Source organism: Desulfurispirillum indicum S5, from assembly GCF_000177635.2.
In the GTDB taxonomy this organism is placed as follows: Bacteria; Chrysiogenota; Chrysiogenetes; order Chrysiogenales; family Chrysiogenaceae; genus Desulfurispirillum; species Desulfurispirillum indicum.
This window is the reverse complement of record NC_014836.1, coordinates 1,221,061-1,235,376: the sequence shown is the minus strand read 5'-3', so window position 1 is coordinate 1,235,376 and position 14,316 is coordinate 1,221,061. Positions and strand designations below refer to the sequence as shown.

The following is a 14,316-nucleotide window of genomic DNA, read 5'->3' as shown; positions in this document are numbered from 1 at the left end:
TAGCCTGCTGACAAACGGTCAAGTGTCACGGTTTTCCCGCAGCAGGTCCACCGGGCTCTGCTGGACGACGGAGCGCGAGGCCCAGAGCCCGGCACTGCCCACCAGAATCATGGCTCCCAGGGGCAATGTGCCCCAGAGCAGCCATTGGGCGTCCAGCGGCAGGTCAAAGACCTGTCGGTAGAGAATCCAGGCCAGTCCATGGGTAATCAGGGTCGCCAGGATTCCCGAGAGCAGCCCCAGAAAGGTGAATTCCGCCAGGGTATTGGAGCGCAGAAACGCTGTGGACGCGCCAAAGGTACGCAACAGTGAGCTTTCGTGCAGCCGCAGGCCAATGGTGCTCTGTACGATGGTAAAGAGGAGCACGAAGCCGGAGATCAGCACAAACAGCAGGACGTATTCCACGCTGCGGCTGACCTGGCTGATGATGCCCTGCACCTGGCCCAGGATGCGATCCACTTCCAGGACGGTCACGGAGGGGAACTGCTGCACCAATTGCCGGATAAAGCCTTTCTGCTCCGGCGGCAGGTAAAAGCTGGTCATGGAGGTGGCCCACTGCTCCGGCAACTGCCCCGGCGCGAATATCACATAGAAGTTCGGCTGAAAGGAGTTCCAGTCCACCTGCCGCACACTGGTGACTCTGGCCGCGCGGCTCTGGCCCGCAAAGGAGAAACTCAGTTCATCGCCTCGCTGCAGGCCCAGGCGTCTGGCCATTCCCTGTTCTATGGAGATAACCGCTTCGCCTTCCGCGCGGTGGTCTTCCCACCACTGCCCCTCCACCAGCACATTGTGGCGGGGTACTTCTGCGCTCCAGGTGATATTGAGTTCGCGGTGCAGGATGTTGTCGTCCCGCGCGCTCTCGGGCACCACCTCCAGGGCGGAGCGCCCGTTTATGTGGGTCAGTCGGCCCCGCACCATGGGATAGAGTGAGGCGCGTCTGATGTCGTGTCCGTCCATGAAGGCCGCCACACGGGCAGCGTCGTGGGGCTGAATATTGATGGCGAAGTGATTGGGGGCATCGGGAGGAACCTGCTGCTGCCAGGAGCGCAGCAGATCGGTGCGCAGGAGCACCACGATCGCGATGGCGCACAGTCCGGCAGAGAAAGCCACCATCTGGAGCAGGGCAGTTCCGCGACGGCGCAGCAGACCCTGGATTCCCATGCGCAGGGGAAAGGGCAGCCAGGGCAGCACCGTGCCCACTGTCCGCAGCAGGGTCCAGGCAATGAGCGCCGAAAGCAGCATAAAGGCGAGCAGGCCACCGACAAATATCCCGGCCAGGCGGAAGTCTTCGGCGAAATATCCCACAAAGAGCAGCACGCTGCCGAGGGCTGCGGCAAAGACCAGCCAGGCGGCGGGCGGCAGAGGGGAGAGGTCGCTTTGCAGCAGGCGCAGGGCGCTGACCCGCTGCAACTGCAGCAGTGGTGGCAGGGCAAATCCCAGCAGCAGAACCACGCCGGCCCCATAGCCAAGCAGCGCCGGTGCCATTCCCGCCGGAGGGATAAAGGGGGGCAGCAGTTCCCGCAAGGCCATGATCAGCAGCTCACAGAAGAGCAGCCCCAACAGGGAACCCAGGGTACTGGCCAGCACCCCTGCCATGAGCACCTGGGACGTGTAGAGTGCCCCCAGGGTTTTGCCGGACGCTCCCAGGCAGCGCAGCAGCGCGCTGGTGTGGAAGTGGCGGCGGGCATAGAGGCGTGCGGCCATGGAGATGGAAACGCCGGAAAGCACCACGGTGGCAATGGTCGCCAGCCCCAGAAACTGCCCGGCCCGCTCCAGGGCTGAGGCCACGGCGGGCTGATCCTCGCTGACACTGATAATCCGGTAGTGGGCACCCAGTTGAGGCTGCAGCCACTGTTGAAAATCCGCGATGTCATCACTGGCTCCCGAAAAGAGGGTGCGCCAGGTGACGCGGCTGCCGGGAACCACCAGGCCGGTGGCGGCAATGTCATCAAGGTGCATCATCAGGCGAGGGTTCATGGAAAAGAGGCCGCTGACGGTGCGGTCGGGTTCCTGGTCAAGAATACGGCTGACCGGCAGCAGGCTGCTGCCCACCTCGATTTCGGCGCCGATACCGACACCCAACTCCTCCAGCAGTCGCGCCTCTGCCCATACCTCACCGGGTTGTGGCCCCTGCTGTACGTCCACCATGGGCTCCTGTTCCGCAAGGCGTACGCCAAGGTTGCCCCGGTGGGGGTAGCCTTCACTCACCGCCTTGATGGCGGAAAGAACCAGCGCATCGCCGTGGGCCACCATGGAGGTGAACTCCAGCAGAACACTGACGCGCAGATCCATGGAGGCTGCTGTGGCAAGCCACTGCTCATCGACGGGCTGAGAGCCGGAAACCACCAGGTCGGCACCAATGAGATCCTGGGCCTGATGGTGCATGGCCAGGTTGAGGCGCTGGGTAAAATAGGCGACGGTGGTGGTGGCTCCCACGGCTACGGTCACCGCCAGAAAGAGCGCCGGCAGCCCACCGCCACGCCAGTCGCGGCGGAAAAACTTCAGAAACAGGCGCAGCAGAGTGACCGGGCGGTTCATGACCGCTCCCGCAGGCGCAGATGACCGTTTTCCATGGTGTAGACATCCTGACAGCGTCCTGCCAGCTGCATATCGTGGGTCACCAGCACCAGGGTCGTGCCGCGCTCGCGGTTCATGGTGAAGAGCAGATCAGCGATTCTGGCGCTGTTATGCATGTCCAGGTTCCCCGTGGGTTCATCGGCGAAGAGAATGTCGGGGCTGGTGGCAAAGGCCCGCGCTATGGCGACCCGCTGCTGTTCTCCGCCGGAGAGGTGCTTGGGCAGGTGTTTGACGCGATGTTCCAGCCCCACCCGCTGCAGCAGCCCGGTGGCAATGCCGTGGGCGTCGCGCTCGCCAGCCAGTTCCAGGGGCAGCATGACGTTCTCCAGGGCGCTCAGATGGGGGAGCAGGTGAAAGGATTGAAACACAAAACCCACCCGCTGCTGGCGCACTGCGGCGCGGCCATCCTCGTCAAGGTCGCTGATGCGCTGTCCGTCGAGACAGATGGAGCCCGAAGAGGGAGTGTCCAGCCCGGCCAGCAGGCTCAGCAGGGTGGTCTTGCCGGAGCCGGAAACACCGGTGATAGCCACTGTCCGGCCCTTCTTGATTTCAAGGTTGACTGACGTTAGGATGGTCAGCTCACCATCGGAAGTGGGTACGGTTTTCTGCAGTTCGTGAACCTGAAGAATGGTCTCTGAAGAAAAGGAGTCTGACATATGCGTTGTATCCTTCTGACAGCTTTGATGGTGATGGGAATCCTGTTTGCCGTGGCGTCAGCCCAGCCGACACCGAAAATCCTCATCGTGGGTGACAGTATCGCGGCGGGTTACGGCGTCGCCGAATCGGAAGCCTGGGTTAACTTACTACAGGAACGGTTGCGCGAACAAGGATTTTCCCACCAAATCATCAATGCCGCCATCAGCGGTGATACCAGCGCTTCTGGCGCCAGCCGCATCGATGACCTGCTGCAGCGCCACCAACCCCAGCTCGTGGTGATTGAACTGGGGGGCAACGATGGCCTGCGCGGCTTGCCCCTGGACCATATCCGCCAGAATCTCGTCACCATGATTGAGCACTCGCGGAATGCGGGTGCCCGCGTGGTGCTGGTGGGCATGCAGATTCCACCCAACTACGGCCCCCGCTATGCCGATGCCTTCGCCCGGCTCTTTCCTGATCTGGCTGCTGAGTATGATACCGCCCTGGTGGAACGTTTTCTGGAAGAGGTGGGGCAGAATCCCGCCCTGATGCAGTCCGACGGCATCCATCCCGCTACGGCTGCGCAGCCGCTCCTGATGGAGAGGATCTGGCCCGTCCTGCGATCCCAGCTGTTCTGAAGGCAGGCCCATGGCGCCGAATCGCCCTTTCTTGCAGTTCAACAGGGAAATCGGTATACTCGGCGTTTATCTGCTTTGAACATCTTCCCCCAGGAGTGTTTCTTGGATACGAACACCATAGCGCAAGAGCTTCGCGACATCATCCAGGGTGATGTATATTTTGATCTGCCTACCCGTTACCTCTTCTCCACCGACGCCTCCATCTACCAGGTCCTGCCCCTCGGGGCCGTTTCCCCCAAAGACGAGGTTGATGTCCAGAAAATTCTGGCCTTTGCCAGCCAACGCGGCATCCAGGTACACGCCCGCGGCGCGGGCAGCGCCATTGGCGGTCAGGCACTGGGGCAGGGTATTGTGGTGGACTTCACCAAATACCGTCATAAAATTCACGAGATCAACCGCGAAGGCCAGTATGTCTGGACTGACCCCGGAGTGCGCTACGCCGACCTCAACCGGGCTGCCAAGCCCTATGGTCTGTTCTTCCCCCCCGATCCCTCCAGCGGCAACTACTGCACCGTCGGCGGCATGACCGCCAACAACACCAGCGGCGCCCATTCGGTAAAATACGGCATCACAGGCGAATATATCGAGGAGCTGCAGGTCGTGCTCTCCAATGGCGAGAAGATCCACGTCAAGCCTTACGAGGTCGACTCACCACAGTTCCAGGCCATTCTCAGCCGCGACACCATGGAGGCCGCCGTCTACCGGAATATCATGGCCTGCATTGACGAGAACCGCACCCAGATCGCTTCCGGCTACCCGGATATCCGGTACAACGTCAGTGGCTACAACCTGCGTGGCGTCTACGAAAACGGCCTGATCAACCTGGTGCCGCTCTTTGTGGGCAGCGAAGGCACCCTGGGGCTGATTACCCGCATCAAAATCCGCCTGCTGCCCATTCCCCGCCACGAAGTCCTGGGCATGGCCATGTTCAAGGATATCGAAAGCAGTGGCCGCGCCACCATCATTGCCGTCGACCACGGCGCCGCAGCGGTGGAACTTATGGATAACTCCCTGGTCAGTAAGGCCCGGGAAGTGGATGAGGCCCTGGACAAGTCCCTGCCCAAAGAGCTGGACAATGTCCTGATGATTGAATTTGACGGCGACGATCTGGCAGAGTGCACCGCTTCCCTGGAAAAGGTACGCGCCGCCATCTGCGACGAACAGCCCCTGGCCTTTGAGTTCATCAGCGCCACCACCACGGCCGATAAGGAGAAGCTGTGGGGTATCCGCAAGGCTGCCGTTCCCCTGGCTAACAAGATCAAGGGCGACGCCAAGGCCATCGGCTTTGTGGAAGACGCCGCTGTGCCCCTGGAGCATCTTGTGGAGTACTACGAGGAGGTCTACGCCTGCTCGCGCCGCCACAAGGTCACCTTCAATGTCTACGGCCACGCGGGCAAAGGCCTGCTGCACGTGCGTCCGATCCTCAGCATGAAAAACCCCGACGATATCGAGAAGTTCCGCAAGATTTCCCGGGAGCTCTTCGAGGTGGTTGAACGCCTCAAGGGCACGCCCTGCGGCGAGCACGGCGACGGCAGGGTACGCAGCAAGTATATTCAGTGCGTCTATCCAGATCTCTTCCCCGTTTTCCTCAGGGTCAAAGGGATATTCGACCCCAAGGGCCTGCTGAACCCCGATGTCAAGACCAACGCATCAGAAAGCGCTGACACGGAAAACCTGCGTTACGGCGCTGACTACCGGGTTGTGGTCGATACCCGCAGGACCATTTTCCACTGGGGCCAGGGGAACCAGGAGTACCAGGAGCAGATTGAGATGTGCCACGGCTGCTCCACCTGCACCACGGTCAGCAAGGTGGTGAACATGTGCCCCGTCTACAAGGTGACCCGCGACGAGAAGGCGGCGCCCAAGGCCAAGGCCAACATTCTGCGTCACCTGATCCAGGGGAATCTGGACACCCGCAAGTTCCCCTACAGCCCGGAATTCAAGGAGATTCTCGATCAGTGCATCTCCTGCCAGAGCTGCCATCTGGAGTGCGTTTCCAATGTGGACATTCCCAAGCTGGTACTGGAGGCCAAGGCGCGCTACGTCCTGCGCAACGGCCAGACCTTCCAGAACCGGGTGGTCACCCAGGTGGAACGCATCGCGCGCCTGAACTCAGCCATGGCGCCCTTTGTCAACCCGGTCATGCGCACTGCCCTGATGCGCAAGATCATGGAAAAGACGGTGGGCATCAGCAGCAAACGCGAACCCATGCGCTTTCACCAGGAGACGGCGGTGGACTACGCCTCACGTCGCCAGAAGCTGAAGAACCCCGACCGCAAGGTCGTCTACTTCACCGGCTGCGCCGCCAACTACATGCAGACCGATGTGGCGAAATCCCTTATCAACGTGCTGGAACACCACAACATTCAGGTCGAGGTACCGGAGCAGCACTGCTGCGGACTGCCGAAACTCTCCAACGGCCACGTCAAGGAAGCCCGCTATGATGTCATCTCCAACGCGGGTCTTTTTTCCTACTATGTCAAAAAGGGCTACGACATCATCACCGGCTGCACCTCCTGCGCCCTGAGCCTGAAGGAGGAGTGGCTCTTTACGGTGGATAACGACGACACGCACCTGGTCTCCCGCAATACCTACCACCTGGGCGAATACCTGCTGATGCTGCAGAAGGACGGCAAGCTGCGCCAGGATTTCAATTTCACCATGCCTGAGCGCGTCAATGAGTACGCCTACCACAGCCCCTGCCACCTGCGCGTGCAGTCCGGTGCCAACGCCACCCTCAAGGTGCTGCAGCAGGTTCCGGGACTGAACATCAAGGCGTCCCAGGCCGGTTGCTGCGGAATGAGCGGCAGCTGGGGCATGAAGAAGCAGAACTATGATCTCTCCATTGCCATCGGCGAAGATCTGGGGAAAGTCATGTCCCAGGAGGGCGTGGACGGTGTCACGGACTGCCCCACCTGCCGCATGCAGATACAGCATCTGGCAAAGGGCAAGGACGGCCTGCATCCGGCGATTCTGCTGGCCCGCGCCTACGGGCTCAAGGTCTGAATGGTGCGCTGTCAGTACCTCTTCGGTCCCGTCCGCTCACGGCGTCTGGGCATGAGCCTGGGCATCGACCTGCTGCCCCACAAGACCTGCAGCGAGGACTGTATTTACTGCGAATGCGGTGCCACCACGCGCCTGACCACCACCCGCCAGGAGTTTGTCCCCATGGAGGCGGTGCTGCATGAGCTGCGTCACCTGCTGGCAACCAAACCGCAGCTCGATGTCATCACCTTTGCCGGTTCCGGCGAACCTCTGCTCTTCCGTCGCTTCGGCGAGCTGGTGGCCGCTATCAAAGCTGAGTTCCCCCAATACCGCCTGTGCCTGCTCACCAACGGCACTCCCCTGACTGATCGCGCCCTCTGGCAGGAGTGCCAGCAGCTGGACATCGTCGTCCCCTCCCTGGATGCCGCCACCCAGGAGATTTTCACCCGCATCAACCGGCCCCATCACACCATTGACGTACAAGAGGTCATCACCGCCCTCAGCGATTTCTCGCGACAATTTTGCGGGGAAATCTGGCTGGAGATTCTCATCCTGCCCGGCATCAACGACGATCCCGCCCACCTGGAGGCCCTGGCAGCGGCCTGCCGCTCCATAGACCACACCAGAATCCAACTGGGCACCATGGATCGTCCCGGGACACAGTCCGGCCTTGTCAAGGCGTCGGCGGAGTACCTGCACTCCCTGGCAGCGCGCTTCTTTCCCGGCGCCGAAGTGGTCACCCGCCCGGATACACCCGCCCCCGGCACTCCTCCCGCACTGCAGGCAGAGGAAGATATCGCGGCAGCCATCTGCCGCGTCCTGCAGGTGCGCCCAAGCACCGCCCAAGACCTGTACACCACCATCAGCTCCGGTAACACCACAGCCATTGACAAAGCCCTCAGTGAGCTGCTGGAAAAAAAACTCATAACCCGGGATGAAGATTTCTACCGCTGGTGCCGATAAGAGCTACAGCAGACGTCCATGGATGGACGACCGATCTTTCTTCAAGGTGGTGCTTCATGGAAGAAGTACGATGGAAATACCGGCTCCTGACATGGGGAGCGCTGGCGCTGATGGCCCTGGCTGGCTGTGGCGTCACGGAAACCGACACACCGTCGGGCAGCTCCGGCAAGGTCAGCGCGGCGGCCAACCATAGCCATGTGGGTTCCGCCATAGCCGGCGCCAGCGGGCAACGCATTGATATCCGCAACACCGCTGATATCCGGACTGCCGGTGGCTGGACATCCACGGGGCACGCGCGCATTGACGCCACCCGCCATTACGAGTACAGCCTGACCATAGAAGACGGAAAGATCTATGGTGTGGCCGTCTACCATGAGAATGCCCTGCGCCACCCCTACAACCATATCATTTTCCATGGGAATCCCGACCGTGATGTGGTGGTGTGCGTGGCAGGCACCAACAACCGTCTGTGTGGCGGGGGTGCCAAATGAAAGTGAACAGGCTGCTTCTCCTGGCTCTGCTGCTGCTCTGTGTGCTGAGCGCCGGATTTATTGTCGTTGATTACTACAATATCGTCGAATACACCTCGGAAGACAGCTTCGTCATACAGTCCGTCTACTTCACCGCAGGCGAAGTGGATGACGCACGCAAGCTGCAGGAACAGGGACTGCTGCAGATCGACGGCTACCCCTTCGCCGACACCTCCCGTCAGACCAGGGTCAAACCGACCTATACCTGGAACCCCCAGGAGAACCTCTTTGTCCTGAGCCACCTGCAGGTCATGGAGGCTCCCTCGAACATCCATGAGATGTGGAAGGGCGATCCACGCTTTGAAATCGCCCTGGAGAACACCTTCGAGATGACCACCAGGGCCGCCGACTCCCTGTATTTCGCCAGTGTGGAAAAGGAGCGCATCGACACGCCGGAGAACTATCCGATTTTCTACCCCAACCCCCTCTACCACTACGAGCACGGATTCATGAGGATTATCATTGGTTCCCAGACCCACGACCGCATTATGGGCAAAGTCAAGGACTCCTTTGAAAAGGAATACGCCGATCGCAAAATCTCGGCCACCTTCGGCACTCCAAACGTCGAGTATATCGGCCACCCCGACAAGTACGCCATGCTGGAGATGTGGGGCAAGGAAAACCTGATCGATGATCATGGTACCGTGCACCACGACAACTACCGTCGCACAGCCCTGATCTATCCCAAAGCCGCCCACTCCAATAAACACAAAAGCTACACCTACTTCGTCATCGACTTCTACGGCCAGAATACGCATCCCCTGGTGGGCAATTCGGAACTGGCGGCCATTACCGATATCGTTATCTCGACCTTTACACCGACCGTGAAGGAGTAGCCATGATCCGCGTCGCCACACCACTGCTGCTGTGTCTGCTGCTCTTCAGCAGCGCCTTCAGCCTGCAGCTGAACTATCCCAGTCACCATACGATTTTCGCCTTTACCAGCGGCCTGATCGCCATGAACAGCATCGGCATCGAATTGGCGGATCTGACCATTGAGGCCGACGATCCCGAAGCGGTTCCGGGAGGCTATGAGCGAACCGTCACCCTCTTTTTTGAATTCGAGGGTGTCACCTATGAAATTCTGAGTTACCGCGAAGACCTGCCCGTCAATGTCAACCCGCAAACCGGCGCCATCACCCTGATCGAGCCCCTGCCACAACCCGACCCGAACGACTATGTCACCTTTCCCATCAGGAATACCGCCGATGGCAAAAGCTTCAATATCCTGCTGCGTCGCCAGGCCGACAGCCTGAACCTGGAGATCATTGAAATGGCCCTGGAGCCATACAAGGATCCCGATGCCTTCCGGCCCACCTCGCCACCGGTGACACCCCCCTTCTGGTATGATGATCAGAGTCCTTTTGAACAGGTACGCGATATCAACACTCCCCAGCTCTTTCACTTCCGAAATGGCGAGGATCATGTCATCATCCGCTTCAGCCGCTACCGCATTCACCGCACCGACCCTGTTGTCGGCGGGAACTTCGCCTCGGTACGCCAGGTGGTCACCGAACGCTACCGCGGCATCAGCGATGGCTTCAATGATCCCCAGGAGTTCACGCGCCCCGTCTCCGAAGCGTGTCTCAACCGCAAGAATCCCCTGGAAATCTACACCTATTACGCCGTCAAGGAGAACGGGAGCCGCGTGCGCACCGACCTGATGTGGATTCCCTACAATCTCAAGTACGGCACCGGCTTCTACCTGGAGGCCACCGCCGAGGGCCCCGGCGTCACCATGTACAGTACTCCCTCGGAAGCGGACAGCTTTCTGCGCAGCATCAGCCCGCGCTGCCGCTACTTCGGCCCCGGCGAGTAACATCGCTCCAGAGCACCCGGACTTCGCGACAAGTCCGGGTGATTTCGTATTCCCCACCACTCCCCTTACATGGTATAGTGTCGCCAATTGAATTGGGGAGGATGCATGAACGCACATTCTGTCGACGAGCAGATTGCGCTGATCAAGCGTGGTTGCGTCGAGCTCATTGAAGAAGAAGAACTCAGAAAAAAACTTTCCCGGGACAAACCCCTGATTATCAAGGCCGGTTTCGACCCTACCGCACCGGACCTGCATCTCGGCCATACGGTTCTGATGCAGAAGCTGCGCCACTTCCAGCTTCTGGGCCACGAAATACACTTTCTCATCGGCGACTTCACCGCCATGATCGGCGACCCCTCCGGAAAAAGTGAAACCCGCAGGATGCTGACCCGCGAGGATGTCCTGGCCAACGCGGAAACCTACAAGGCCCAGGTCTTCAAAATTCTCGACCCCGAAAAGACCCGCGTGGTCTTCAACTCCCACTGGCTCTATGAGTTGGATATCCGCGCCATGATGGAACTGGCCGCCAAGACCACCGTCGCGCGCATGCTGGAGCGCGATGACTTCCAGAACCGCTACCGCAGCGGTGGGGAGATCAGCCTGGTGGAATTCTTCTACCCCCTCTTCCAGGGGTACGACTCCGTCGCCATGAAAGCCGATGTTGAGCTGGGTGGCACCGACCAGAAGTTCAACCTGCTCATGGGCAGAACGCTGCAGCGTCGCTACGGTCAGGAAGAGCAGATCGTCATCACCATGCCGATTCTCGAGGGGACCGACGGTGTCAACAAGATGTCCAAATCCCTGGGCAACTACATCGGGGTCACGGAGCCGGCCAACGAAATGTTCGGCAAGGTGATGTCCATTTCCGACGATCTGATGTTCCGCTACTTCGAGCTGCTCAGCGATCGCAGCCTGGCGGACATTGAAGCGCTGCGACAGGGCATTGCCAGCGGCTCCCTCCACCCCAAAGAGGTTAAGGTCACCCTCGGTCGCGAAATCGTCGACCGCTTTCACGGCGCAGGTGCCGGCGAAGAAGCGGCACGCCACTTCGAGCAGGTATTTGCCAGGGGAGAAAATCCCGAGGAGATGCCGGTGTTTGAGGTGCCCCTCGGCGCCACTGCCGACAAGCGGATCTGTACGTTTATCGCCTCTGTGGGCTTTGCCAAAAGCAATGGCGAGGCACGGCGGCTGATGGAACAGGGGGGAGTTTCCCTTGACGGCAGCGCCATATGCGACTCCCACGCTGAATTTCAGGTTCCCGGCGAATGCGTGCTGAAAGTCGGCAAGCGTCGCTTTGCAAAAATCATTGTCAAACCCTAACAAGGACAGTGCCATGAAAATCATACGCAACGGGTGGCTGGTCAACCCTGCCACCGCCACCGATGAAGTCTGCGATATTCTCATCAACGGTGAAGGGCGCATTCAGGAAGTCGGCAAGAACCTGCAGCATGAAGGCGCGGATATCATTGATGCCAGCGGCAGGCACGTTTTCCCCGGACTGATTGATCTGCACGTGCACTTCCGCGATCCCGGCCAGGAGTGGAAAGAGGACGTGCACACAGGCAGTGACGCCGCGGCCAAGGGTGGCTTTACCACCGTCTGCTGCATGGCCAACACTACACCGGTCAACGACTCGAAAACGGTCACGGAATATATCGTCAACAAGGCCCGCGCCTACGGGAAGTGCAATGTGCTGCCCTTTGGCACCATCACCGGCGGCATGAAGGGTGAGACTATTTCGGCCATGGCGGAAATGATCGAAGCCGGCGCCATCGGCTTCAGCGATGACGGACGTAACGTCAATAACAGCGAAGTCATGCGCATTGCCCTGGAATACGCCTCCATGTTCGGCGCCATCATGGCCAGCCACTCCGAAGACCCCCATGTGGGCCATGGCGGCGTGGTGCACGAAGGCCGCTACTCTTCCCAGACCGGCCTCAAGGGCATTCCCGATATCACGGAATCCCTGATCGTGGCCCGCGATATCGAACTGGCCCGCTACACCGGTGCCCCGGTTCACTTCTGCCATGTCTCCGCCGGTCGCAGTATCGCGCTGATCCGCCAGGCCAAGGCCCAGGGGATTCCCGTAACGGCGGAGGTCACACCACACCACCTCTTCCTGAACGACAGTGCCATCACGACCTTCGATACCAACTTCAAGATGAATCCGCCCCTGCGCTCGGAAGAGGACCGTCAGGCGTGCGTTGAAGGTCTGCTGGATGGAACCCTCGATATTATCGCCACCGATCATGCCCCCCATGCCATCACTGACAAGGAAAAGGATTTTGACCATGCGGCTTTCGGTGTTATCGGCCTTGAAACAGCCCTGCCCATCGTCCTGCGCCTCTACCAGCAGCAGAAGCTCAGCCTCAGCGCGCTGATTGAGCGGCTGACCTGGAAGCCGGCGCAGATTCTGCGCCGTGACCACGAAATCGGCGATCTCTCCGCCGGCAAGTGGGCTGACCTTGTTATTGTTGACCTTGAGCGCTCCACAACCATCTCCACGGAGTATTTTGCTTCAAAGTCCAAAAACTCTCCCTTCATCGGCCAAACGGTCAAGGGACTGCCGGTGGCAACCTATTTCAGGGGGAACTGTGTCTATTCTGTCTAGATGTATCTGTATATTTTTTCTGTCTTTCATCCTGGCTGCACCTTCATTGGCGCAGAGCACCGTCGAAGATCTGCAGGTTGCCCGCAAACTCCTTGAGGACGGCTTTGCCGCCGAAGCCCGCACCCTCCTGCGCGATTATGTGCAGGAGAACACCGAGGACTACTACGCGCTGCATATGCTGGGCATCTCCGAGTACCAGCAGGGCGATCACAAGGAAGCCCTGCGCTGGTTTCTCATTTCCGACTCCAAGGATCACGGCGGCAGCATCCGCGTCATCAACTACCAGTACATGGCCCAGTGCTATGAGATCCTCGGCGACCTCGTCAACGCGCTGCAGTTTTACCAGCGCTATATAGAATCCGCACCTGAAGATTTCGCCACCTGGCATACCATGGGCAGCATTGCCGTCGACCTGGGTGAGTACGTCGAGGCGCTGGAATACCTGCACAGGATCCCTGCCGACTACACTCTGTATGATCTGGTACTGCTGGATCTGGTCAAAGCCCACTACCATCTGGAGGATTACGACCAGGCACTTGCGCGCGCCGATCGCCTCAGAACGGAAAAGCTCCACGAAGAGGACCGTATCACCTTTTTCTACTATCTCATCAACGCGGCCATCATCACCGAGGACTTTGAGTACGCCTTCGGCATCATCGAGGAACTGGAGCGCCTTAAAAGCGAACCTTCCCGCGAAGTCATGTCCCAGTACATCATGCTGGCCCTGAACACCGGCCATCAGGATGCCGGCCTGCGCAAGGGCCTGGAGTACTGTGCGCTCTTCGCGCCGGACACAATCACCTATCCACTGCTCTCCCAGTACCTTGAGGCCAACTTCCGCCAGGTTTCCCTGCAGTACTTCATGGATTTTGCCCGCCACTCCGAGGAATTTACCCGGCTCTACCTGCGTAAACTCTACGCTGAGAACAAATTTACAACCTATATCAGCGAATATGAAAAACTCCAGCAGACCGATGCTTACCTGCACCTGCTCTATGTGCGCTCCCTGAAAAAAAGCGGCAGGACAAACGACGCGCTGGAGGAGATATCCCGCGCCCTGGAGCTCTACATGGAGCCCCAGGATCAGTACCCTTTCCACGCCATCGAGTATGCCATACGCCACCAGCGGGGCATGCCGGTACTGTATATCTCCCAGTTTATCTTTGAAAACTTCCCCTCCCCCGAGGCGTACTTCAACTATGTAACTGACCTCTACAACGCCCAGGAATTTGAGGAGCTGATCCGCGTCCTGGAAACCTATGGTTCGGAAGGCAAGGAGCGGCCATTTATCCTTTATATGGCGGGAAACAGTGCCATAGAGCTCGGGGAGTACGAGCGGGCAATCGCCTACTACCTCCAGGTGGGCAGCGGCAACCAAAGCCTGGAACTGAACACCATTCATCGCATAGCCTATGCCTATGATATGCTGGAGGACAACGCCAATGCCCTTGACTACTACCGTCAGGCACTGAAACTGGCGGGAGACAATCAGCGCATCAGGCGCAATATCGAACAACGCATAGCTGCCCTGGAGCTGCTGCAACAACCGTAATCCATGCG

Annotated in this window: 11 protein-coding genes; 9 read left to right on the top strand and 2 right to left on the bottom strand. The window is 59.5% G+C overall.

Annotation, left to right across the window (positions count from 1 at the left end):
• Window positions 1-18: 18 nt before the first annotated feature.
• Both SELIN_RS05815 and SELIN_RS05810 read right to left on the bottom strand, forming a co-directional pair.
• Complete coding sequence (locus SELIN_RS05815) at window positions 19-2,535, bottom strand: ABC transporter permease (protein WP_013505738.1); 2,517 nt, start codon at window positions 2,533-2,535, stop codon at window positions 19-21.
• Window positions 2,532-3,230 (bottom strand): ABC transporter ATP-binding protein, encoded by a 699-nt coding sequence (locus SELIN_RS05810; protein WP_013505737.1) that lies wholly within the window; start codon window positions 3,228-3,230, stop codon window positions 2,532-2,534. The genes SELIN_RS05815 and SELIN_RS05810 overlap by 4 nt, the downstream gene beginning before the upstream one ends.
• Between SELIN_RS05810 and SELIN_RS05805 the strand changes: the two genes are divergently transcribed.
• The 9 genes from SELIN_RS05805 to SELIN_RS05765 all read left to right on the top strand — a co-directional run bounded on the left by SELIN_RS05805 (window position 3,231) and on the right by SELIN_RS05765 (window position 14,308).
• A complete protein-coding gene (locus SELIN_RS05805; RefSeq protein ID WP_013505736.1) occupies window positions 3,231-3,848 on the top strand; it encodes an arylesterase in 618 nt (205 codons plus the stop codon).
• A 102-nt stretch (window positions 3,849-3,950) separates the two neighbouring features.
• Window positions 3,951-6,854: an anaerobic glycerol-3-phosphate dehydrogenase subunit C gene (locus tag SELIN_RS05800; protein WP_013505735.1), complete on the top strand. Its 2,904-nt coding sequence runs from the start codon at window positions 3,951-3,953 to the stop codon at window positions 6,852-6,854.
• Complete coding sequence (locus SELIN_RS05795) at window positions 6,855-7,796, top strand: radical SAM protein (protein ID WP_013505734.1); 942 nt, start codon at window positions 6,855-6,857, stop codon at window positions 7,794-7,796. It abuts the gene before it with no gap.
• Between the two features lie 56 nt (window positions 7,797-7,852).
• Window positions 7,853-8,287 (top strand): hypothetical protein, encoded by a 435-nt coding sequence (locus tag SELIN_RS05790; protein WP_013505733.1) that lies wholly within the window; start codon window positions 7,853-7,855, stop codon window positions 8,285-8,287.
• Window positions 8,284-9,162: a hypothetical protein gene (locus SELIN_RS05785; RefSeq protein ID WP_013505732.1), complete on the top strand. Its 879-nt coding sequence runs from the start codon at window positions 8,284-8,286 to the stop codon at window positions 9,160-9,162. Before SELIN_RS05790 ends, SELIN_RS05785 begins: the two co-directional genes overlap by 4 nt.
• A gap of 2 nt (window positions 9,163-9,164) precedes the next feature.
• Window positions 9,165-10,145, top strand: coding sequence for a hypothetical protein (locus SELIN_RS05780; protein ID WP_013505731.1), 981 nt, complete (start codon window positions 9,165-9,167; stop codon window positions 10,143-10,145).
• A 105-nt stretch (window positions 10,146-10,250) separates the two neighbouring features.
• Window positions 10,251-11,465: a tyrosine--tRNA ligase gene (gene tyrS / locus SELIN_RS05775; protein ID WP_013505730.1), complete on the top strand. Its 1,215-nt coding sequence runs from the start codon at window positions 10,251-10,253 to the stop codon at window positions 11,463-11,465.
• Between the two features lie 13 nt (window positions 11,466-11,478).
• Window positions 11,479-12,756, top strand: a complete 1,278-nt coding sequence (locus SELIN_RS05770) for a dihydroorotase (RefSeq protein WP_013505729.1) — start codon at window positions 11,479-11,481, stop codon at window positions 12,754-12,756.
• Window positions 12,757-12,802: 46 nt separating this feature from the next.
• The gene (locus SELIN_RS05765; protein ID WP_041725950.1) at window positions 12,803-14,308 is read left to right on the top strand and encodes a tetratricopeptide repeat protein; all 1,506 of its coding nucleotides are present in this window, start codon (window positions 12,803-12,805) and stop codon (window positions 14,306-14,308) included.
• The last annotated feature ends 8 nt before the right edge of the window (window positions 14,309-14,316 follow it).